This window comes from Mesorhizobium sp. M1396 (assembly GCF_040317725.1).
Classification (GTDB): domain Bacteria; phylum Pseudomonadota; class Alphaproteobacteria; order Rhizobiales; family Rhizobiaceae; genus Mesorhizobium.
On sequence record NZ_JAMYLA010000028.1, the window covers coordinates 14,823 to 36,280 of the forward strand.

At 62.7% G+C, this 21,458-nt stretch carries 19 protein-coding genes; 14 read left to right on the plus strand and 5 right to left on the minus strand.

Annotated features, from left to right (window positions below):
- Positions 1-15: 15 nt before the first annotated feature.
- From NKH02_RS19070 to NKH02_RS19080, 3 genes are all read right to left on the minus strand, one after another.
- Positions 16-1,008, minus strand: a complete 993-nt coding sequence (locus NKH02_RS19070; RefSeq protein WP_352870020.1) for an ABC transporter substrate-binding protein — start codon at positions 1,006-1,008, stop codon at positions 16-18.
- Positions 1,009-1,341: 333 nt separating this feature from the next.
- The gene (locus tag NKH02_RS19075) at positions 1,342-2,340 is read right to left on the minus strand and encodes an aldo/keto reductase (RefSeq protein ID WP_352880703.1); all 999 of its coding nucleotides are present in this window, start codon (positions 2,338-2,340) and stop codon (positions 1,342-1,344) included.
- A gap of 61 nt (positions 2,341-2,401) precedes the next feature.
- On the minus strand, positions 2,402-3,907 hold the full coding sequence (locus NKH02_RS19080) for a UxaA family hydrolase (RefSeq protein ID WP_352870016.1): 1,506 nt from the start codon (positions 3,905-3,907) through the stop codon (positions 2,402-2,404).
- A gap of 228 nt (positions 3,908-4,135) precedes the next feature.
- On the opposite strand from NKH02_RS19080, the gene NKH02_RS19085 reads away from it, so the two are divergent.
- The 6 genes from NKH02_RS19085 (at position 4,136) to gnd (ending at position 9,971) form a co-directional block, all read left to right on the plus strand.
- On the plus strand, positions 4,136-5,038 hold the full coding sequence (locus NKH02_RS19085) for a GntR family transcriptional regulator (protein ID WP_352870015.1): 903 nt from the start codon (positions 4,136-4,138) through the stop codon (positions 5,036-5,038).
- 116 nt (positions 5,039-5,154) lie between these two features.
- Complete coding sequence (locus NKH02_RS19090) at positions 5,155-5,511, plus strand: DUF2946 family protein (RefSeq protein WP_352880705.1); 357 nt, start codon at positions 5,155-5,157, stop codon at positions 5,509-5,511.
- 98 nt (positions 5,512-5,609) lie between these two features.
- Complete coding sequence (locus tag NKH02_RS19095; protein ID WP_352880706.1) at positions 5,610-6,149, plus strand: copper chaperone PCu(A)C; 540 nt, start codon at positions 5,610-5,612, stop codon at positions 6,147-6,149.
- A 36-nt stretch (positions 6,150-6,185) separates the two neighbouring features.
- On the plus strand, positions 6,186-6,704 hold the full coding sequence (locus tag NKH02_RS19100) for a YcnI family copper-binding membrane protein (protein WP_352880707.1): 519 nt from the start codon (positions 6,186-6,188) through the stop codon (positions 6,702-6,704).
- Between the two features lie 53 nt (positions 6,705-6,757).
- Positions 6,758-8,395, plus strand: a complete 1,638-nt coding sequence (locus tag NKH02_RS19105) for a copper resistance CopC/CopD family protein (RefSeq protein ID WP_352880708.1) — start codon at positions 6,758-6,760, stop codon at positions 8,393-8,395.
- A gap of 148 nt (positions 8,396-8,543) precedes the next feature.
- Complete coding sequence (gene gnd / locus NKH02_RS19110) at positions 8,544-9,971, plus strand: NADP-dependent phosphogluconate dehydrogenase (RefSeq protein ID WP_352880710.1); 1,428 nt, start codon at positions 8,544-8,546, stop codon at positions 9,969-9,971.
- A 22-nt stretch (positions 9,972-9,993) separates the two neighbouring features.
- Here gnd and NKH02_RS19115 read toward each other — a convergent pair whose 3' ends face one another.
- Positions 9,994-11,049, minus strand: coding sequence for a LacI family transcriptional regulator (locus NKH02_RS19115; RefSeq protein ID WP_352870006.1), 1,056 nt, complete (start codon positions 11,047-11,049; stop codon positions 9,994-9,996).
- Between the two features lie 405 nt (positions 11,050-11,454).
- Between NKH02_RS19115 and NKH02_RS19120 the strand changes: the two genes are divergently transcribed.
- The 7 genes from NKH02_RS19120 (at position 11,455) to mgrA (ending at position 18,805) form a co-directional block, all read left to right on the plus strand.
- Positions 11,455-12,693 carry an ABC transporter substrate-binding protein gene (locus tag NKH02_RS19120; protein WP_352870004.1) on the plus strand — a complete coding sequence of 413 codons (1,239 nt, stop codon included), beginning with the start codon at positions 11,455-11,457 and terminating at the stop codon, positions 12,691-12,693.
- Between the two features lie 76 nt (positions 12,694-12,769).
- Positions 12,770-13,657, plus strand: a complete 888-nt coding sequence (locus NKH02_RS19125) for a carbohydrate ABC transporter permease (RefSeq protein ID WP_352870002.1) — start codon at positions 12,770-12,772, stop codon at positions 13,655-13,657.
- A gap of 2 nt (positions 13,658-13,659) precedes the next feature.
- A complete protein-coding gene (locus NKH02_RS19130) occupies positions 13,660-14,592 on the plus strand; it encodes a carbohydrate ABC transporter permease (protein ID WP_352880777.1) in 933 nt (310 codons plus the stop codon).
- A gap of 5 nt (positions 14,593-14,597) precedes the next feature.
- Positions 14,598-15,692, plus strand: a complete 1,095-nt coding sequence (locus tag NKH02_RS19135) for an ABC transporter ATP-binding protein (protein WP_352880712.1) — start codon at positions 14,598-14,600, stop codon at positions 15,690-15,692.
- A 52-nt stretch (positions 15,693-15,744) separates the two neighbouring features.
- Positions 15,745-16,491, plus strand: coding sequence for a sugar phosphate isomerase/epimerase family protein (locus NKH02_RS19140; protein WP_352880714.1), 747 nt, complete (start codon positions 15,745-15,747; stop codon positions 16,489-16,491).
- Between the two features lie 11 nt (positions 16,492-16,502).
- Positions 16,503-17,645: a Gfo/Idh/MocA family protein gene (locus tag NKH02_RS19145; RefSeq protein ID WP_352880715.1), complete on the plus strand. Its 1,143-nt coding sequence runs from the start codon at positions 16,503-16,505 to the stop codon at positions 17,643-17,645.
- Positions 17,646-17,758: 113 nt separating this feature from the next.
- On the plus strand, positions 17,759-18,805 hold the full coding sequence (mgrA, locus tag NKH02_RS19150) for an L-glyceraldehyde 3-phosphate reductase (RefSeq protein WP_352880717.1): 1,047 nt from the start codon (positions 17,759-17,761) through the stop codon (positions 18,803-18,805).
- A gap of 76 nt (positions 18,806-18,881) precedes the next feature.
- Here the strand turns inward: mgrA and NKH02_RS19155 are convergent, their stop codons facing one another.
- Positions 18,882-19,979, minus strand: coding sequence for a S1 family serine peptidase (locus NKH02_RS19155; RefSeq protein ID WP_352880718.1), 1,098 nt, complete (start codon positions 19,977-19,979; stop codon positions 18,882-18,884).
- Between the two features lie 347 nt (positions 19,980-20,326).
- Here NKH02_RS19155 and NKH02_RS19160 point away from each other — a divergent pair, with 347 nt between their 5' ends.
- Positions 20,327-21,421: a trypsin-like serine peptidase gene (locus NKH02_RS19160; protein WP_352880719.1), complete on the plus strand. Its 1,095-nt coding sequence runs from the start codon at positions 20,327-20,329 to the stop codon at positions 21,419-21,421.
- Positions 21,422-21,458: the final 37 nt, after the last annotated feature.

Consider the following 21,458-nt stretch of genomic DNA (forward strand, 5'->3'; position numbering starts at 1 on the left):
TTTTAATGCGACGGCTTAGAGCTTCGGGTTGAGCAGCGCGTCGATCTTCGGGTCCTTCATGTTGGCCTTGGTCACCAGATTGGCGCCGGTGTCGACATTGGCCTCGACCTTTTCCCCCTTCGAGGCGGCGAGCGCGGTCTTGATGCCGTCGTAGCCCATCCGGTAGGGATCCTGCACGACGAGAGCCGAGATGACGCCGTCATTGAGGAACTTGATCAGCTTCTCGTCACTGTCGAAGCCGACCAATCCGACCTTGCCGGAAAGGTTGTTCTCGGCAATCGCCTGTCCAACGCCCTGCGCCATGATCAGGTTGGAAGCGAAGATGCCTTTCAGATCCGGATTGGCGGTGATCAGGTCGGTCGCGATGTTGAGGCCGGTCGTGGCCTGGCCGTCGGCATATTTGTCGGCGACCAACTCGAGGCCAGGATATTTTGCCTTGAGCTGTTCCTTGAAGCCCTGGGCGCGCTGTTCGAGCGAGCCGGCGCCGGGAAGTGCGGTGATCAAGGCGACCTTGCCTTCAATCTTGCCGCCATTGGCTTCGCCGATGGCTGCGGCCAGACCGTCAGCAGCGACGCGGCCGCCCTGGACATTGTCGGTGGTCAGGAACGAGGTGAAGGCCTTGGAGTCGGCGCCGGAGTCGATGCCGATGACCTTGACCTTGGTGGCGGCCTCGTCAATCGGCTTGCCGAGCGCCTTGGCTTCGGTCGGCGCGATGACGACGGCGGCCGGATTGCCGGCGACGGCGTTCTCGAGGATCGAGATCTGGCCGTTGACGTCGGTTTCAGCCTGGGCGCCGAGCTCCGGCACATTGACGCCGAGATCCTTGCCGGCCTTGCGGGCGCCGGCCAGAACGATCTGCCAATAGAAGGACGTGGTGTCCTTGACGATGATCGGAATGGTCACGTCCGCCGCCGAAACCGGCGCCGAATGCATGACGCCGGCGAGCATCGAAGCTGCTGCCAGCGCCATGACGGCGCGGCGGTTGAGAATGCTGGTCACGAATTTCATGTGGTTCCTCCCTAAGTCGCCCGGTGAACGTCACGGAAGCTCCGTCCGGATAGGCGTGGCCCAAACAGAACTTTATCAATAAAAAACAGTTGCGATGTTTTGATAGTGCATCGAACCAGCCGATGCAAGCGGTGTTTGACGAGTCATCGCGAAGGCTGGCAGAGGCAAATCCATCGCGCTGCTCCTCCCTTGCCGTCGTCAAGCGCTTCCGTTTCCGTTCCGCGAATGCATGGAATATTAATTCCACATCTTCGTCAATATGGAATGTTCATTCTTTCCTGGGATCGCAAGAATGTGAGCCCTGGGCATTGTTCACTGGGGTGGATGCGAATTTCACGCCAGCTCCTGCACCAGCGTATAGGGGCGATATCTGGCGTATTCCGCCTCCGGCACGTCGAAGTCGAGCAGTTCGAGGTTGCGCGTCAGGTTTGCCAGCTTGGCGGTGCCGGTCAGCACGGTGGCGACCGCTGGTTCACGCAGCGGGAACTGGAACGCGGCGGCGGCCAGCGGATAACCGCCCTCGGCGGCGATCCTTTCCATCGCGCCGACGCGGTCGAGCACGTCATGGTTGGCAGGGCGGTAATCGAAATGCGCGCCCTGCACCGGCCCGGTCGCAAGGATGCCGGAGTTGAAGACGCCGCCGATGACCAAGGACGTTTGTTGCGCCCGGCACAGCGGCAGCAACTCCGGTTCGGCACTGCGATCGAGCAGGGAATAGCGGCTGGCGAGCAGGATGCAGTCGAGCGGTGCCCGGCGCATCACGTCGAGACAGATCCGCACCTCGTTGACGCCGAGCCCATAGGCGGAAATGACGCCGGATCGCTTCAGCTCTTCGAGCGCCTTGAGGCCGCCATCCATCAGATCGCGAAAGTGCAGCTTGGTCTTCTCGACGCCGTGCGTGTAAGCGCCGATATCGTGGACGAACAGGATGTCGATCTTGTTCAGGCCAAGCCGGGCATAGCTGAACTCGACCGAGCGCATGATGCCGTCATAGGAATAGTCATAGTCGAGCGCGAAGGGCAGCGGATCGACATAGGAGTGATCGGGAACATGATCATCCGGCACCGGGCGGAACAGGCGGCCGACCTTGGTGGACAACACGTAGGAATCGCGCGGCTTATAGCGCAGGAAGTCCCCGAAGCGTCGTTCCGACAGGCCGAAACCGTAGAAGGGTGCGGTGTCGAAATAGCGCAGGCCGGCTTCCCAGGCGCCTTGCAGCGTCTCCATCGCGGCTTCGCGAGGACAGGCGCGGTAGAGGCCGCCGAGCGCTGCGCCGCCAAAGCTGACCTCGGTGACCTCGAGCGCGGTGCGACCGATGCGGCGCTTGTTCATGCGAAAACCTCCCCGTTCCCGACCATTGTCCGGCCTGGCCATCTTCAGATATCAGTGGAAACTAAAGCGTCGCACCTAGGTGCCAGGGCACGAACTCGTTGTCGCCATAGCCGAAATCCTCGCTCTTGGTCTTGCGGCCGGAAGCCGTCTCGACGATCAGTTCGAAGATCTCCCGGCCCATGCCGGCGATTGTCTTTTCACCGGAGGCAATGACGCCGCAGTTGACGTCCATGTCCTCTTCCATCTGATGGTACATGGTCGAGTTGGTGGCGACCTTGATCGACGGTGTCGGCCGGCAGCCGAAGCAGGAGCCGCGGCCGGTGGTGAAGACGATGATGTTGGCGCCGCCCGCCACCTGGCCGGTCGCCGAGACCGGGTCGTAGCCGGGGGTGTCCATGAACACCAAGCCACTGCCGGTGACCTTTTCGGCATAGCCGAAGACGCCGTTGAGCGGTGTCTGGCCGCCCTTGGCGACCGCGCCGAGCGACTTCTCCAGGATGGTGGTGAGGCCGCCGCGCTTGTTGCCGGGCGAGGGGTTGTTGTCGATCGAGGCGCCGTGCTTGGCGACGTGATCTTCCCACCACTTCACGAAGCCATCGAGCTTCTGCGCGATCTCCGGCGTTGCCGCGCGGTAGGCGAGCAGATGTTCGGCGCCGTAGATCTCCGTCGTCTCGGAGAGGATGCCGATGCCGCCGACGCCGGCCAGGATGTCGACGGCAGCACCCAGCGCCGGATTGGCTGTAATGCCCGACATGCCGTCGGAGCCGCCGCATTGCAGGCCGACGACGATCTCGCTGACCGGGATCGGCTCACGCTTCAGCTGGCCGACTTCCTCGGCAATCTCGGCCAACACGCCCATCGCCTTTTCGACCGATTTGCGCGAACCGCCGGCGTCCTGGATGTTGAAATGGCGTTTGCCGGCAGCGACGCCCTTCTGGCCATAGAGGGTGAGCTGATTGACCTCGCAGCCGAGGCCGACCATCAGCACGCCGCCGAAATTCGGATGGCGGGCATAACCGGCAAGCGTGCGGTGCAGCACCATCATGCCGTCGCCGGTGGCGCTCATGCCGCAGCCTTGGCCGTGAACGATGGGCACGAAGCCGTCAATGCCGGGATATTTCGGCAGCAGGGTTCGGTTGGCGGTATCGGCGATCGAATGGCAGACGGTGGCCGAGCAATTGACGCTGGCGACGATGCCGATGAAGTTGCGTGTGCCGGCGCGGCCATCGGCGCGGCGATATCCCATGAAGGTGCGGGCGCGGTCCGCTTCCGTCGCGTGCTCGGCCTCGCTCGGCGGCACGACCGGCAAGCGGCCGGATTCGAAAACCAGATTATGCGAATGAACGTGCTCGCCCGCTGCAATATCCTGTGTCGCGCGGCCGATCGCCTGCGCGTATTTGATCACGGCCTCGCCGGCGGCGATCGGCTTGATCGCCACCTTGTGGCCAGGTTCGATCAGAGCGGCGGCGACGGCGCCGCCCGGCAGCACGGTGCCGATCTCGATGCGGCCGTTGGCGACGGCGACATTGTCGGCGGGGGACAGGAGGATGCAGTTGGAGGCGTTCACGGGCGGTTTCCTGGGTGATCCTGGGATGCGCGGACGGATTGACACGCGCCTGTTTAGAGATAATGTCTTTTATCGTGAAAAAACAGTTTTGCGTCAATTGTTTTTTCGCTGGGGAGTTCCGCATGTCCTTGGGTGTTCCGGACAGCGATTTCGCTTTTCAGGGTCACGGGAACGTCATATCGCGCTTCAAACCGGCCGCCGCAAGCGACGGCGTGCAACGGGTCAAGGATGTCGAAGAGCAACAACGTCTACAAGGATGCCTACAACCGCTGCCTGCGGCTGCTCGACGAAACGCGCAGCTTGCCTTCGGAGCCGGAACTGGGCACCTTGCTTGGCGTCAGCCGCACCACGGTGCGGACGATCCTTGCGCGGATGGAAGAGACCGGGCTGATCGCCTGGAACAAGCGCGCCAAGACGGTGCTGCGCGAACCGCGTCCCGATGATTTCTTCCCCGAGGAAGAAACCGACACGCTGGCCGAGATCATCGAGCGATCGTTCATGCGCAGGCTGCTCGCCGGCGGCGCCGAGGCCGGCATGCAGATCAACGAACTTGAACTGGCGCGCGAGATCGGCGTCGGCACCACCAGCGTGCGCGAATTCCTGATCCGCTTCTCCCGCTTCGGCCTGATCGAGAAGCGCCGCAACAGCCATTGGGTACTTAAGGGGTTTACGCGCGCCTTCGCGCTGGAGCTGACCGAAATCCGCGAGATGTTCGAACTGCGCTCGGCGGCGGCCTTCGCCGCTCTGCCGCAGGACAGCGCGGTCTGGAGCGATCTCGAGCGTCTGGAAGACGACCATCGCCGGCTGGCAAGCGAGATCGTCACCCGTTTCAACGAATTCTCCGAGCTTGACGAGCGCTTCCACCGGCTCATCCACCGCGCATCGCGCAACCGCTTCATTGTCGATTTCTACGACGTCATCGCCATGATCTTCCACTACCACTACCAGTGGAACAAGGCGCAGGAGCGCGAACGCAACGAAGTCGCGATCGGTGAGCATCTGGCCTATATCGAGGCGCTCAAATCGCGCGACCTCGGCAAGGTCGACGCCGCTTGCCGCAAGCATCTGAAGTCAGCGCGCCAGACCTTGCTGACCTCGATCCCGGAAAGCCGGTCTACACAAAAACCTTGATATGCCGCGTTGCCGCAGCAGCGATTTGGCGATTTTCCACCCGCCGGCCTCGTGCTAGGAATGTTGCGTTGCTGCGAAGAGGCAGGGATTTGGGCGTATCGAGGAGACGATGGAGCATGTCGGTCGCGCTTGTCGCGGCCTACCTGCTGTTGCTCCAGTCGACGCTTGGCGCATTCGCCTTCGCTGCCGGTACCAATGCATCGCAGCTCGATGCCTTCGGCAACGTCATCTGTACCCGAGAGGGCGCAACCCAGCTTCCCGGCGGCAACCCGCCGCCGTCCCATCTGCCGGCATGCTGCGTGCTCGGCTGCAGCATGTTTTCGCCAGTGTTTGCGCCGGCGCCCGATGCCGGCCTGGCACCGGGCGGCCTTTCCTTTGAAACGGTCGCCTTTGTCTTCCCGGCTGCCATCCATCTCGACTTTGCGCGTGAGCGTTCGCCGTCGAACCCGCGCGCGCCGCCGCTGACGGCGTGATGACGCTTTGCCCAACGGAACCTTTCGTGGGCTTACCCATCCAAAGATCAAACTGTCCGCGACCGGCAACGGCGCGACCATCACTTCATGGAGCAACCATGTCCCATTTTTTCCGCATCGCCGCGCGTCCTGTGCTCGGCAGCATTTTACGCAGCGTCGAAGGGCGTCTTGGCATTGCCGTGCTGGCTTTTGCGCTGCTGTTCGTCGGCACCCATCCCGTCTTCGCACATGAATTCAAGCTCGGCGATATCGAGATCGGCCACCCCTGGTCGCGCGCCACGCCGGCCGGCGCCAAGGTCGCCGGCGGCTATTTCACCATCACCAACAATGGCAGCGCGCCGGACCGGCTGCTGTCGATTTCCTCCGATGTTTCTGAAAAGGCCGAGATGCATGAGATGGGCGTCAAGGACGGCGTGATGACCATGCGGCCGGTTGCCGGCGGGCTGGAAATTCCGGCCGGCGGCAAGGTGGCGCTGGCTCCTGGCGGCTATCATCTGATGTTCGTCGGCCTGAAGCGGCAACCAAAGCAGGGCGAAAAGTTTTCCGCCACGCTGACCTTCGAGAAGGCCGGCGCCGTCAGCGTCGATTTCGCCGTCGAAGGCATGGGTGGTGGCGCCATGGATGATCATGCCAATTGATCCGTTAGACAAATTTTGAAGATCTGAGGGACCATCATGAACAAGTATCTTTTGGCGGCCGCGGCACTTTTCGTGCTCGGGACAAGTGCAGCCTTTGCGCATATCACGCTCGAAACCCAGGAAGCGGCCGTCGGCTCGACCTACAAGGCTGTCCTGCGCGTGCCGCATGGTTGCGACGGCAAGGCGACGACCGCCGTGCGTGTGCAGATCCCGGGAGGGGTGATCGTGGTGAAGCCGATGCCGAAGCCCGGCTGGACGCTGCGGACCAAGAAGGGCAAGTACGACAAATCCTACCAGCTCTACGGCCAGGCGGTGACCGATGGGGTCAAGGAAGTCGACTGGAGCGACGGCAGCCTGCCGGATGAATTCTACGACGAGTTCGTCTTTCGCGCGACGCTGACGGCGGACCTCCCGGTGGGCCAGACGCTTTACTTCCCGGTGGTGCAGGAATGCGACGGCGCCGCCGACCGCTGGATCGAGATCCCGGCGGCCGGCCAGGATGAAGACGCGCTCGAAAACCCGGCGCCCGGCATCAAACTGCTGCCCAAGAAATGATCTTTCGGGCGGCGCGCTCAGACCAGCGCGCCGCTATTCTCCTTGGCGGTGACATGAGCACGACGTCCTTCCCGCAAACGGCTTCCATGACCGGCAATCGCGCCGGCCGGCTTGTCGTCGGCCTGCTGGCCATGATCGTGTTTCTTGTCATCATGGGCGTGCCAAATCAGGCCTTCGCCCATTCCGCGCTGATCAAGACCGATCCGGGTGACGGCGCGGTGCTGGAACAGGGGCCGGCGCAGTTCTCGCTAACCTTCAGCGAGCCGGTCTCGCCGCTGGTGCTGACCCTGGTGCGACCCGACGGCACGCCGGTTCCGCTGACCGCCTTCCGTCTCATCGACCAGACGGTCGAAACCGACAATCCACGGACACTCGCGCCCGGCACGCATGTGCTGAGTTGGCGCGTCATTTCCGCCGACGGCCATCCGGTTGGTGGTGCCCTGTTGTTTTCCGTTGGCGCGCCAAGTGCGCCGCCGGCGATGTCCGAAGCCGTCGACCGGCCGTTGCGGTCAGCGATCTGGGTCGGCAAGGTCTTTCTCTACATCGGCCTTTTCCTCGGTGTCGGCGGCGCCTTCGCCCTTGCCTGGCTGGCCCGAGGTGCCCGCGCCGGACAGCGCTTCGTTGCGGCCGCAATCCTGTGCGGGTTGGTCGCGGCGCCTTTGTCGCTCGGCTTGCAGGGGCTGGACGCGCTCGGGGCGCCGCTCTCGTATCTGGCGCAGCCGGTTATCTGGCGGACCGGGCTCGGCACCAGTTTCGGCTGGACGGTGCTGGTCGCACTGATCGCGTTGGGGCTCGGCATGCTGTCGCTGGCCGGCCCCCGCGCCATCGCCAAACCATTCGCGCTGGCCGGCCTGGCCGGGGTGGGGGCCGCGCTTGCCGCCAGCGGCCATGCCAGTGCCGCCGAGCCGCAATGGCTGACACGGCCAATGGTGTTCCTGCACGGCGTCGGCATCGCCTTCTGGGCCGGCGCGTTGGTGCCGCTCGGTCTGGCGCTGAAGGTGCAATCGGCGGAGGCCGCGCCATTCCTGCGGCGGTTTTCTCACCTGATCCTGCCCGTGGTGGCCGTGTTTGCCGCTGCCGGCATCGTTCTTGCGGTCATCCAGGTTCAGACACCGGCGGCGCTGGTCAACACCGCCTATGGACGGCTGCTGCTGATCAAGCTCGGGCTGCTGGTCTTCCTGTTCACGCTCGCCGCCGTCAACCGATGGAAACTCACAGCGTCGGCCGAGACCGGAGCGACGGAAGTGCAACGCAGGCTCTCCCGCTCGATCGGCGTCGAACTGGTGATCGTGCTGGCGATCTTCGGCGTTGCCGCGGGCTGGCGCTTCACGCCGCCGCCACGAGCCCTGGCGATCGCCGCGGCGCAACCGGCCTCGGTCCACGTCCATGCACTGCAAGCGATGGCCGATCTCAGCATCACGCCCGGCCATGCCGGGCCGGTTACCGCCTCGATGATCATCATGACCGGCGATTTCGGACCGCTCGACGCCAAGGAGGTGACGTTGGTGCTGTCGAAGCCCGATTCCGGCATTGAGCCGCTGAAGCGTGCGGCGACCAAGCCTGGCGACGGCAGCTGGCGTGTCGACAACCTCGTCATCCCGGTTCCCGGCCGGTGGACGGTGCGCATCGACATCCTGGTCTCGGACTTCGAGATGGTGAAGATCGAGGCACCTGTCGACATCAGACCGTAATGCTGGACTGCCAGGTAGCTCGACACGGGCACGGCCGGCAATCCGGGTAACACAATTCGGCGAGGCGGTTGACGCAGGCGTCAAGGCCCGTCAATCATCGCCCGCAAATCGCGGTCTCAACAAACGATCCGAAAGCAGGGAAGAAACGATGGAAAAAGCCGAAATCGGCCTGATCGGCCTTGGCACGATGGGCTCCAACCTGGCGCTCAACATCGCCGAGCACGGGCATCGCATCGCCGTCTTCAACCGCACCAAAGCGCGCACCGACGCTTTCGTCGAAAATGCCGGCGCGCTCAGGGATATGGTCGTGCCTTGCTTCAGCCTGGAAGAGCTTGCCGCCGCCATCCGTCCTCCGCGTCCGATCATCATCATGGTGCTGGCCGGCAAGCCGGTCGACGAACAGATCGCCGCCTTGCGCGGCGTGCTGTCGGCCAACGACATCGTCATCGACGCCGGCAACGCTAATTTCCGCGACACGATGCGGCGCTTCTCCGAGCTTTCCGGCTCGGGTCTCACCTTCATCGGCATGGGCGTGTCCGGCGGCGAGGAGGGTGCGCGCCACGGACCGTCGATCATGGTCGGCGGCACGGAGGACTCCTGGAAGTGCGTCGAGAAGGTGCTGACCGCTATTTCCGCCAAGTTCAAGGACGAACCCTGCGCGGCGTGGCTCGGCACCGACGGCGCTGGCCATTTCGTCAAGACCATCCATAACGGCATCGAATATGCCGACATGCAGATGATCGCCGAGATCTACGGCATTCTGCGCGACGGCCTCGGTATGGGGCCGAAGGACATCGGCACGGTGTTTTCCAACTGGAACAAGGGCCGGCTCAACTCTTACCTGATCGAGATCACCGCCAAGGTGCTGGCCGCCGACGATCCGAAGACCGGCAAGCCGGTGGTCGACATCATCCTCGACCGCGCCGGCCAGAAGGGCACCGGCAAATGGTCGGTCATCGAAGCCCAGCAGCTCGGCATTCCGGCGACGGCGATCGAGGCGGCGGTGGCCGCGCGCGTTCTGTCGTCGATCAAGGACGAGCGGCTGGCGGCGGAAAAGGCCTATGGCAACGCTGGCGTGACGAAGATTACCGGTGAAAAAGACGCCTTGCTGAAAGGTTTGGAGTTGGCGCTGTTCGCCGGCAAGATCTCCGCCTACGCCCAAGGTTTCGCGGTGATGAGCGGCGCCTCCAAGGAATTCAACTGGAACCTGCCGATGCCGACAATCGCCAAGATCTGGCGTGCCGGCTGCATCATCCGCTCGCAGATGCTCGACACCATGGCGGAAGCCTTCAGCAAGGGCGGCGCCTCGACCAATCTTCTGATGGCGCCGGCCTTTATCTCGTTGATGCAGGAGGCACACCCGTCGCTGCGGCGCATCGTGGCAAGGGCATCGGAGGCCGGGTCGCCGGTGCCGGCGCTGTCTTCGGCGCTCGCCTATTTCGACAGCTACCGCCAAGGCCGGGGCACTTCGAACCTGATCCAGGCGCAGCGCGATTTCTTCGGTGCGCATGGTTTTGAACGCATCGACGATGCGGGCGCGTTCCACGGGCCGTGGGGCAGTGGAGCGGCTGGCTAGCAAGGCCGGTTCAATAAGCCATCTAGACGAGCACTGGCGGGCTGAACGCCTGGACGTCGCCGGCGACGACAAGGCTCTGCAAAGAGCCTGGTGCGGCGCCGCCAATCAAGCCGAGCACCGAGCGGGCAAGCTCGGAGCCAGCCAGCCGGAAATTCTCGTTGACGACCAGCAACTCCCTTCGGAACAGGTGCAGCAGGTCCGACGACTGCTTCGATACGACATCGACATCGCGGCCGAGCTTGAGACCGGCATCCTCGATGCCGGCGACGATGGCCAGCGTCGCCGCGGCGGCGCTGCTGACGAAGCCGTCCGGCCTGACATCACGGCGCATCACCTGAGCCGTCCTCATCCTGATCTGCTCGATCGTATGATCGATGGAAACGGTGTTGAACGGGATTTCGCTCGCGCCGACCTCGCTCAGCGCATCGGCAAAGCCGTTCAGCGTATGGCTGTAGTAGGTCAGCCCGGGCGGCGGCGACAGAAGTGCCAGCCTGCGTCGGCCCATGCTCGCCAACCGGCGCACGGCTGCACTCGCGAACGCATGGTTGTCGAAGTCATGGTAGGGGTGGACAAGGCCCATGTCGGTGCGGCCATGCGTAGCAAAGGGCATGCCGTGCTCCAGCATATAGCGGGCGCGCGGATCGTTGGGCTGGGTGCGTGAGATGATGACGCCGTCGGCCGAGCCGGTCTCGACCAGATAGCGGATCGGCTCCATCGGATCCTGCGACCGGGAATAGGGCGTGACGATCAGGTGATAGGGCGTTTCGGCGAGCACTTCCGATACGCCGTAGATGATGTCGGAGACGAAGCTCATGATCTCGCGATCGGTATTGAGCACGAGGCTGATGACATTGGTCCTGCCGGTGCGCAGGCGCACGCCGGCGCGGTTCGGCCGGTAGCCGATCTGCTTGGCGACGAGCTGGACACGGCGCCTGGTTTCGGCGCCGATTTCCGGGGCATCCTTCAGGGCACGCGAAACCGTGGTGACGCCGAGGCCAGTCATGAAGGCAAGCGTCTTCAGCGTCGGTCGCCCCTGCGCCGACGCTTCCTCGTTCTTTTCCGTACGCCGTCTGTCCATTCGTCCCGCCCGTCAGGCGCATAGCAGCCGCAGGCCGGGTCGGCAATCGCCGCCATTGCCATACCGATATGCGTTCCAGCCCGACGAAGCCTCAATATACTGAAACGTTACAGATTGCCAATGTCGAGATGCCGGCCGCTCGTGGCGAGGTGGACGGGTCTTTTGCGAAACCCATTGGGATTCAAGAAGAAATCGCCCTTGCCATCGCCTTTTGTCGGCTTTCACGCGCCATTTCGGTGTTTTGCACTGCAGCGACGATGTTGCAGTGCACATAAGGGCGGCTGTTCATACGAATTTGTTCGCAGCTCGAAAAAATCTCGAACGCGCTTCGTTCATGGGGTTGCGCAGTCCGCGCAATTCCCGTATCGAAAATCTGTAACGTTTCAGATTCTGGGAGGAACCGAAATGCGCTATAAACTTTTGACCGCTGCGCTGGCCGCGACAGCCGCACTGCAGTTCGCCGGTCCGGCGGCCGCGACGGACCTGGAAGTCACCCATTGGTGGACGTCAGGCGGTGAGGCAGCAGCGGTTGCCGAGTTCGCGAAGGCTTTCGACGCTACCGGCAATCACTGGGTCGACGGCGCCATCGCCGGCTCCGGCGGCACGGCGCGGCCGATCATGATTAGCCGCATCACCGGCGGCGATCCGATGGGGGCCACCCAGTTCAATCATGGCCGGCAGGCGGAAGAGTTGGTGCAGGCCGGCCTGATGCGCGACCTCACCGATGTCGCCACCAAGGGCAAGTGGACGGAAGTCGTGCGGCCGAAAAGCCTGCTCGACAGCTGCACCATCGACGGCAAGATTTATTGCGTGCCGGTCAACATCCACTCCTGGCAGTGGCTGTGGCTATCGAACGAGGCCTTCGAGAAGGCCGGTGTGCCATTGCCGAAGGACTGGAATGAATTCGTCGCGGCAGCACCCGCGCTGGAAAAGGCCGGCATCATCCCGCTCGCCGTCGGCGGACAGGCCTGGCAGTCCTCCGGCGCCTTCGACGTGCTTCTGGCAGCGGTCGGTGGCACGGACACCTTCCTCAAGGTCTACAAGGACAAGGACGCGACATTTGCCGCCGGGCCCGAAGTAGCCAAGGTCTTCAAGGCTGCGGACGACGCCCGCAAGATGGCGAAGAACACCAATGTGCAGGACTGGAACCAGGCGACTAACCTCGTCATCACCGGCAAGGCCGGCGGCCAGATCATGGGCGACTGGGCACAAGGTGAGTTCCAGGTTGCCGGCAAGACCGCAGGCAAGGACTATACGTGCCTGCCAGGCTTGGGGCTGAATGAAGTCATCGCCACAGGCGGCGACGCGTTCTACTTCCCGCTGCTGAAGGATGCCGACAAGTCCAAGGCGCAGGAGGTGCTGGCCGAAACGCTGCTCGATCCCAAGACGCAGGTTGCCTTCAATCTCAAGAAGGGTTCGCTGCCGGTGCGCGGCGATGTCGATCTCAATGCGGCGAACGACTGCATGAAGAAAGGCCTCGCAATCCTCGCCAAGGGCGCCGTCATCCCATGGACGGACCAGCTGCTTTCACAAGACACCCAGAAGCAGAAGGAAGATCTCTTCGCCGAATTTTTCGCCAAGCCGGACCTGACCGTGGAAGAGGCGCAGAAACGCTTCGCCGCCCTCATCGCTTCGGCGGACTGACGTTGGAGTCTACTCACCTCGCTCCCGGCCCCGACAGGGCCGGGAGCGGACCGTCCTTACCCAGCCGGCTGACGAGATGAGCAAGAGCGAACGCCCCAACCCGCTGTTCCGCAACCTTAATGCGAAGATCGCCTCGATCCCGATGATCCTAACCGCGATGGTGGTTTTCGTCGGCGGCACCGTTTGGACGGTGCTCTACTCCTTCACCAATTCGAAGCTCTTGCCGCGGCTGCATTTCGTCGGGCTTGACCAATATTACCGGCTGTGGGCGACGCCGCGCTGGCTGATCTCGATCGAGAACCTGTTGATCTACGGCGCGATCTCACTGGTGTTCTCGCTGGTCATCGGCTTCCTCCTTGCCGCGCTGCTCGACCAGAAGATACGCTTCGAGGACACGTTCCGGACCATCTTCCTCTATCCCTTCGCGCTCTCGTTCATCGTCACCGGCCTTGTCTGGCAGTGGCTGCTCAACCCCGACTTCGGCATCCAGCATGTGGTGCGGGGGCTTGGCTGGGAGAGCTTCAGCTTCGACCCGCTCTACAATTCCAGCATCGTCATCTACGGCATATCGATCGCGGCACTGTGGCAAGGCACCGGGCTCATCATGTGCCTGATGCTGGCCGGCCTGCGTGGCATCGACGAGGATATCTGGAAAGCCGCGCGGGTGGATGGGATACCGATGTGGAAAACCTATCTGTTCATCGTCATTCCGATGATGCGTCCGGTCTTCATCACCACGCTCGTCATCATCGCCTCCGGCATCGTCAAGGTCTATGACCTCGTTGTGGCCCAGACCAGCGGCGGCCCGGGCATCGCCTCCGAAGTGCCCGCCAAATACGTCTATGACTATATGTTCTTCGCCCAGAACCTCGGCCAGGGTTTTGCCGCCTCGACCATGATGCTGCTTTCGGTGGTGATCGTCATCGTGCCTTGGGCCTATCTCGAATTCGGGCGGCGCAAATGAACATGGCAAACACCACCGCTGGAACAAGCGTTGCCGCCGGCGCGCGCCGGGACATTATCGGCCCTTACGGCCCGAAGCCGCGCCGCATGATTTCGCGCCGTAACATCTTCCTCTACGGCACATTGTTTGTCATGGCGGCCTACTACCTGTTGCCGCTCTATGTGATGGTCGTCACCTCGCTCAAGGGCATGCCGGAGATCCGGCTCGGCAACATCTTTTCGCCGCCACTCGAGATCACCTTCGAGCCCTGGGTCAAGGCGTGGTCGACCGCCTGCACCGGCCTCAACTGCGACGGGCTTTCGCGCGGCTTCTGGAATTCGGTGCGCATCACCGTGCCGTCGGTGCTGCTGTCGATCGCCATCGCCTCGGTGAACGGTTACGCGCTGGCCAACTGGCGCTTCAAGGGCGCCGACACGTTTTTCGTCATCCTGATCGTCGGCGCCTTCATTCCTTACCAGGTGATGATCTATCCGATCGTCATCATCCTGCGCGAGATCGGCCTTTATGGGAGTCTCAGCGGGCTGGTGATCGTCCATTCCATTTTCGGCATGCCGATCCTGACGCTGCTATTCCGCAATTATTTTGCCTCGATGCCGGAAGAGCTGTTCAGGGCGGCGCGCGTCGACGGCGCAGGCTTCTGGGGCATCTTCCTGCGGATCATGCTGCCGATGTCGCTGCCGATCTTCGTTGTGGCCATCATCCTGCAGGTGACCGGCATCTGGAACGACTTCCTGTTTGGCGTCGTCTACACCCGCCCCGATACCTATCCGATGACGGTGCAGCTCAACAACATCGTCAACTCGGTGCAAGGCGTGAAGGAGTACAATGTCAACATGGCCGCCACCATCCTTACCGGGCTTGTGCCGCTCGTCGTCTACTTCATTTCCGGCAAGCTTTTCGTGCGCGGCATCGCCGCTGGCGCGGTGAAAGGCTAGTGGATATGGCGCAGAACGGCACCAGCGTTTCTATCCAAGACCTGTCGCTCAATTTCGGTGTGGTGACTGTCTTGGAGACGCTCAATCTCGATGTCGCCGAGGGCGAGTTCATCGTGCTGCTAGGGCCCTCCGGCTGCGGCAAGTCGACCTTGCTCAACTGCATTGCCGGCCTGCTCGACGTTTCCGAAGGCCGCATCTTCATCAAGGGCAAGAACGTCACCTGGGAAGAGCCCAAGGACCGCGGCATCGGCATGGTGTTTCAGTCCTATGCGCTGTACCCGCAAATGACGGTGGAGAAGAACCTGTCCTTCGGTCTGCGTGTCGCCGGCACACCAAGGGACGAGATCGCGAAGCGCATCGCGCGGGCGGCCGAAATCCTGCAGATCGAGCCGTTGCTGCAGCGCAAACCGGCGGCGCTCTCCGGCGGCCAGCGCCAGCGCGTGGCGATCGGACGGGCGTTGGTGCGCGATGTCGATGTTTTCCTGTTCGACGAGCCGCTGTCCAATCTCGATGCCAAGCTACGCGCCGAGCTGCGCGTCGAGATCAAGCTGCTGCATCGCAAGCTGCAGAACACCATGATCTACGTCACGCACGACCAGATCGAGGCGATGACGCTGGCCGATCGCATCGCGGTTATGAAGGGCGGTGTCATCCAGCAGCTCGATGCGCCGCAGACCATCTACAACAGGCCTGTCAACCGCTTCGTCGCCGGCTTCCTCGGCTCGCCCGCGATGAATTTCATCGACGGCCGCCTTGAAAACGCTGACGGCGGTTGGCGGTTCGTGGCCGACTCACTCGAGATTCCACTTGGCACTTATGACTTTGCCGGTCCTCCAACCGTCGGCCCCGCCGTATTCGGTATCAGGCCCGAGCATGTCAGCCTGAACAGCGGCACGGGCTGGCCGTTCTCGACCGCCGCCAATGTCGAGGTGGTCGAACCGATGGGCTCCGACACGCTGGTCTGGCTGAAGCTTGCCCATCAGAATTTCAGCGTCCGGGTGACCTCGGAACGCACACCTAACAACGATGAGGCGGTGACGGTCGGCTTCGATCCGATGCGCGCTTCGCTTTTCGACGCCGCAACCGGCAACCGCATCTAGCTCTCGACAACCATCCTTCTAGCGACAATCCCAAGCAAAACGGACAGAGACGATGAACTGGTCATTCCAACTTTACAGCGCCCGCAATTTCCAGCCCTGGGAAGGCGTGCTCGCCACGCTCGGCAAGCTCGGCTACACCCAAGTCGAAGGTTTTGGTGGCGTCTATGATGATCCCAAGGCCTTTCGCGCTGAGCTCGACAAGAACGGGCTCGCCATGCCGACGGGACATTTCTCGATCGACGCGCTCGAGAACGATTTCGACGGCGTGCGCAGAACCGCCGACGCACTCGGCATCACGCTGCTCATCTGTCCTTTCCTGATGCCCGACCAGCGGCCATCCGATGCGGCCGGCTGGCGCGGCTTCGGCGAGCGGCTGGCCAAGGTCGGCGACGCTGCGAAGAGGGCCGGCTACGGCTTTGCCTGGCACAACCATGATTTCGAGTTCAAGAAGCTCGCCGACGGCTCGGTGCCGCAGGATCACATCCTGTCCTCCGCGCCTGATATCGGCTGGGAGATGGACGTCGCCTGGGTGGTGCGCGGCGGCGATGATCCGCTGCCCTGGATCGAGAAGCACGGCAAGCGCATCAGCGCCGTCCATGTCAAGGACATGGCCAAGCCGGGTGAGGGGCTGGATGAGGATGGCTGGTCGGATGTCGGCCATGGCACCATCGACTGGGCCGGCCTGATCAAGGTGCTGCGCGCCAAGAGTGCCGCCCAATACTACGTCATGGAACAAGATAACCCCAACGACATCGAGCGTTTTGCCCGCCGCTCCATCGCAGCCGTCAAGACCTACTAGGAGCAATCAGCATGGCAAAGAAACTTGGCATCGGCGTCATCGGCTGCGGCAACATCTCGAAGGCGTATTTTTCATTGGCGCCGCTGTTTCGCGGCATCGAGATGCGCGCTTGCGCCGACATCAATATGGATGTGGCGAGGGCGCGTGCGAAGGAGTTCAAGCTGCGCGCCGAGACCGTCGACGGGCTGCTGGAAGCCGACGACATCGACATCATCGTCAACCTGACCATCCCTGCCGTGCACTACGAAGTGTCGAAGCGGGTGCTCGACGCCGGCAAGCATGTCTATTCGGAAAAGCCTTTCGTGCTGTCGGTCAAGGAAGGGCTCGACCTGAAGAAACGCGCCGAGGCGAAAGGCCTGCGCATAGGCTCGGCTCCCGACACGTTCCTGGGCGGCGCGCATCAGCTGGTTCGCGACCTGATCGATACCGGCAAGCTGGGCAAGATCACGAGCGGCACCTGCCACGTCATGGGCCACGGCATGGAGCATTGGCACCCCAATCCCGACTTTTTCTTCCAGCCAGGCGCGGGTCCGGTGCTCGACATCGGACCGTATTACATCACCAATCTGATCCAGCTGATCGGACCGGTAAAACAGGTCGCTGCCTTCGCGACGACGCCGGCCAAGGAACGCACGATCAGTTCAAAGCCGCGCGCTGGCGAAAAGATTCCGGTCAACACGCCGACGACCATCCACGGCCTGCTGGAGTTCGAGAACGGCGCCGTGGTGACGCTCAATACCAGCTGGGACGTCTGGGCTCACGGCCATGCGCCGATGGAGCTCTATGGTGAGGCGGGTACGGTGTTCGTGCCTGATCCGAATTTCTTCGGTGGCGACGTGCGCTTCACGGACTCGGCCAAGCCGGTCAAGAAGCTGCCGAAATGGCCGCATCCGTTCGGTGTTCCCAATGAAATGCATTCGCAAGGGATGATGGCCAACTACCGCACATCAGGCCTCGCCGACATGGCGGTGGCGATCGCGGAAGGCCGGCCGCACCGCTGCTCGATGGAACTGGCGCTGCATGCCGTTGACGTCATGACCGGCCTGCTGCGTTCCGGCGAGACCGGCAAATTCGTCGCCATGCAGACGACATGCGAGCGGCCGGCGGCACTTGGCGTCAAGCAAGCCAAGGAGCTTCTGGCGAAGAAGAAATAGGCAGCATACCTCGACCCTCTCCCCGTTGCGACGGGGAGAGGGTAAGGGTGAGGGGCACAGCCGACTCGCCGCGATGCCGCGATGCCTGGCTCGCTTCCATTGAGGATTTCCCCATGCCCTACACGCCCGCCGAAAACCGCTATGAAAAAATGATCTACAATCGCTGTGGCCGTTCCGGCCTGAAGCTGCCGGCGATCTCGCTGGGGCTATGGCACAATTTCGGCAACGACACGCCGCACCGGACGAAGCAGGCGATCGCGCGCAAGGCCTTCGATCTCGGCATCACGCATTTCGACCTCGCCAACAATTACGGCCCGCCGCCCGGCTCGGCCGAGACCGCTTTCGGCGAGATACTGCGCACCGACTTCGCCGCCTACCGCGACGAGCTGATCATCTCGACCAAGGCCGGCTACGAGATGTGGGCGGGACCCTACGGCGAATGGGGCGGGCGCAAATACATGCTTGCCAGCCTCGACCAGAGCCTGAAGCGGATGGGGCTCGACTATGTCGACATCTTCTATTCGCATCGCTTCGACCCCGATACGCCGCTGGAAGAAACGATGGGCGCGCTCGACCATGCCGTGCGCTCGGGCAAGGCGCTCTATGCCGGCATCTCGTCCTACAATTCGCAGCGCACGCGCGAGGCCGCCGATATCTTGAAGCAGCTTGGCACGCCTTGCGTCATCCACCAGCCGAGCTATTCGATGCTGAATCGCTGGGTGGAGGAAGACGGCCTGCTCGACACGCTCGAAGGGCTCGGCGTTGGCTCCATCGTGTTCTCGCCGCTGGCGCAAGGCATGCTGACCGACAAGTATCTCGGTGGCATCCCCGACGGCAGCCGCGCTTCCCAGGGCAAGTCGCTGAAGACTGCCTTCATCAACGACAAGACCATCGCCAATATCAAGGCGCTCGACGCCATCGCCGGCAAGCGCGGGCAGACGCTGGCGCAGATGGCGCTGGCCTGGGTGTTGCGCAAGGGCAAAGTGACATCGGCGCTGATCGGCGCCAGCCGGCCGGAGCAGGTTGAGGACTGTGTCGGCGCACTCAAGGTGCTCGACTTCAGCGATGCCGAACTCGCCGAGATCGATACCTATGCGCGCGAGTCCGACATCAATCTGTGGGCGGCTTCGGCCGAGCGCAAAGGTCCGCCGAGGAAATAGGCCCGCTCGATAAGCCGGCAAAACAAAAACGGCGGGAACTCCCGCCGTTTTTCATGTGAAGGCGAGGTAGCCGTTTTCAGGGCGTCTTCGGCTTCTGAGCCGTGCCCAGTCCCGCCTTAGGTTTTGCAGGCGCCGGAGCGGAAGTTTTCATCTTCGCCTCGATCCAGCCGGTGTAATTGGCCAGCCGGGTGTAGATGCCATAAGCGTCCTTGTGGCCGCAGGCCGCACTGCCGTCCGCCGGGCCTTCGCCCCAACTGACGACGCCGACCTGGACCGGGCCGCCAGTGCCGGTCATGAACAGCGGGCCGCCGCTGTCGCCGTTGCAGGCATCGCGCACGCCGCTGGTGGTGCCGGCGCAGATCATGTTGCCGGTCAGCGGATCGGTCATGTCGGCGGCAATCGCATTGGCGGCCGCGTCGATGCCTTTTTCCGAATAGCGCATACGATGGGACAGATCGCCAAGTGCTGCCTTCAGGTCATGCGCATAGATGGCCTTGATGCCGCTGTTGCAGGCGGTGTTCGGCTCTAGGTCGAGGTCGGCAACCATCAGCGTCGTCGGGAAGGTGCCATCCTGCATCTTGCCCCAGCCGGTGACCGTCGTCTTGCCGGTATCGGGCGTTGCGTCATGGGTGACCTTGATGGTCGGCGCATCGGCCGGTTCGGCAAGCCGGAGCAGGCCGAGGTCGTTGTCGAGGGTCTGCTCGCTGTAGCCTTCGTTGACGATAACCTCCACCACCTTGTGGCGTTTACCCTCGCTGAGGTCGGTGGCGCCGGTCAGCACGGTGACGCTGCCGGGCGAAATCGGCCGGCCCTCGTCGTTGAGACAGTGTGCCGCCGTCAGCACCCATTGCGGTGCGATCAGGCTGCCGCCGCAGAATTGGGCATTGGCCTGCGAGGCCGGGTTCTCGTCCAGCCTGTCGGTGGTGAGCAGCGCCACCTGGAACGGATAGGCGCCCTTTTCGGCCTGGTTGCCGCCATAGACGCGGTCGGCGCCGTCGGGGTTCTCCGTGGCGGCCTTCGCTCTTGCATCGGTCACCCGCTTCATCGGCGAAACCGTCGCTTCGGGCTTGGCGGCAGCTTCGTCCGCATGGGTGGAGTTGGCGGCCGCAAGCGCGGCAGCGATGCCGAGCAACGACGCGGCGACGATCGGCTTGAACCGATGGATGATATGCACCTGAAATCCTCCTGAGAAACGTTCCCGAACGAGCCAGCCCCGGTGCGTGGTCAACGAAACAGTCCCGGCAAGCAGGCGTTGCTTCGCGGATCGCGTTCCCGTGCGGAACCCAATCAAAACCCTATAGCCCCCCACGGGCTACGTGAAAGCGATTTGTCATTCCAATGTTGTATTAATTTAGGCAATATATGTGTGCGGGTGTCTTTGGCGGGGCCTTCGATAGACCGTATGGGGTGATGAGCAGGTTCAGGCGCCGGTAATCAAACTCATTTTTCGGCTTCACCACGATCTCGACAATATTTCTATATCTTGATCCAGTCCTTGCTGACTTTTGGGAGAGTCTCACCATGACAAAACTGACAAACGCTATCATTGCGTCCGCATTGCTTTCCACCGCAATGTGGGCGGTCCCGGTTTTCGCCGCCGACCCTGGCTCCGCCAGTCCCGGCAATGGCGAAAGCATGCGGGACGTGACTGCAGGCGACTACAAGCCCGGGCGGGCAAAGCCAATCGCGACGCCGAAGCTGACCGACGAAGACAGCCGCGCCGCGCCGCTTGCCGACGAGGCAACGGCTGTCAAATCCTACGGCATCGTCGGACGGTCCGCCGATGGCAAGGAAATCAAGATCGAGCCCAGCGAAGCGCTGCGGGACCTTATCATCAAGGAACTGAATGCTCCGGCCAATGGAAAAGACGGGGCTGAGCGGAAGACCGAGGATCCGGACCTCGGCGAAGGCGAAGCCGGCCGCCAGGTTTTCGGCGCCGACGATCGCGAGCAGGTCAAGAACACCAAGACCTATCCGTTCTCTGCAATAGGCTATCTCGAAGCCAAATCGGCGAAGACGGGCAGCTTTGGCAGCTGTTCGGCAACGCTAATCGGTCCGCGCACGGTGCTCACCGCGGCGCACTGCCTCTACAGCCATGAGGACAAGGACTGGCTCTCCGAGTATCTGTTCGTGCCGGGTCTCAATGGCAGCACCGCCGATGACGCACCGTTCGGCGCCTTCACCTTTGAAAGCGCCTATGTGCTGCAAGGCTTCATCGACAACTACCAGGGCTATTATGGTTCGGTCCTCCTGTGGGATCTCGGCATCGTCACGCTGAAGCAGGACGTCGGCACCAACCTCGGCTGGTTGGGCTACGCCAACTATGACGATCTCGGCGACTTCACCGCCAACCTCGTCGGCTATCCCGGTGACAAGCCGATGGGCACGATGTGGAAGGCAAACTGCGAAGTGCATGCCGAGAACATCGCCCCGGAATATTTCCAGTATGACTGCGATACGTTCCCGGGATCGAGCGGCAGCTCGGTTTATGCCTATGACAACAACTCCAAGCAGCGCATCATCACCGGCGTCAACGTGGCGGAAAGCCCCGACGCGAACACCGCCGTGCGCTTGAACGCTGCCAACATCCAGTGGATCAACAGCCTGTACAAATAATCGCCGCGCATTCGCAGTGGAAAGGCGGCGGAGCAAT

Bases quoted from the DNA above. Each gene is read 5' to 3' on its own strand.
- NKH02_RS19070 (WP_352870020.1), bottom strand. From the start codon at position 1,008: ATGAAATTCGTGACCAGCATTCTCAACCGCCGCGCCGTCATGGCGCTG.
- NKH02_RS19075 (WP_352880703.1), bottom strand. From the start codon at position 2,340: ATGAACAAGCGCCGCATCGGTCGCACCGCGCTCGAGGTCACCGAGGTC.
- NKH02_RS19085 (WP_352870015.1), top strand. From the start codon at position 4,136: ATGTCGAAGAGCAACAACGTCTACAAGGATGCCTACAACCGCTGCCTG.
- NKH02_RS19090 (WP_352880705.1), top strand. From the start codon at position 5,155: ATGTCGGTCGCGCTTGTCGCGGCCTACCTGCTGTTGCTCCAGTCGACG.
- NKH02_RS19095 (WP_352880706.1), top strand. From the start codon at position 5,610: ATGTCCCATTTTTTCCGCATCGCCGCGCGTCCTGTGCTCGGCAGCATT.
- NKH02_RS19100 (WP_352880707.1), top strand. From the start codon at position 6,186: ATGAACAAGTATCTTTTGGCGGCCGCGGCACTTTTCGTGCTCGGGACA.
- NKH02_RS19105 (WP_352880708.1), top strand. From the start codon at position 6,758: ATGAGCACGACGTCCTTCCCGCAAACGGCTTCCATGACCGGCAATCGC.
- gnd (WP_352880710.1), top strand. From the start codon at position 8,544: ATGGAAAAAGCCGAAATCGGCCTGATCGGCCTTGGCACGATGGGCTCC.
- NKH02_RS19115 (WP_352870006.1), bottom strand. From the start codon at position 11,049: ATGGACAGACGGCGTACGGAAAAGAACGAGGAAGCGTCGGCGCAGGGG.
- NKH02_RS19120 (WP_352870004.1), top strand. From the start codon at position 11,455: ATGCGCTATAAACTTTTGACCGCTGCGCTGGCCGCGACAGCCGCACTG.
- NKH02_RS19125 (WP_352870002.1), top strand. From the start codon at position 12,770: ATGAGCAAGAGCGAACGCCCCAACCCGCTGTTCCGCAACCTTAATGCG.
- NKH02_RS19130 (WP_352880777.1), top strand. From the start codon at position 13,660: ATGGCAAACACCACCGCTGGAACAAGCGTTGCCGCCGGCGCGCGCCGG.
- NKH02_RS19135 (WP_352880712.1), top strand. From the start codon at position 14,598: ATGGCGCAGAACGGCACCAGCGTTTCTATCCAAGACCTGTCGCTCAAT.
- NKH02_RS19140 (WP_352880714.1), top strand. From the start codon at position 15,745: ATGAACTGGTCATTCCAACTTTACAGCGCCCGCAATTTCCAGCCCTGG.
- NKH02_RS19145 (WP_352880715.1), top strand. From the start codon at position 16,503: ATGGCAAAGAAACTTGGCATCGGCGTCATCGGCTGCGGCAACATCTCG.
- mgrA (WP_352880717.1), top strand. From the start codon at position 17,759: ATGCCCTACACGCCCGCCGAAAACCGCTATGAAAAAATGATCTACAAT.
- NKH02_RS19160 (WP_352880719.1), top strand. From the start codon at position 20,327: ATGACAAAACTGACAAACGCTATCATTGCGTCCGCATTGCTTTCCACC.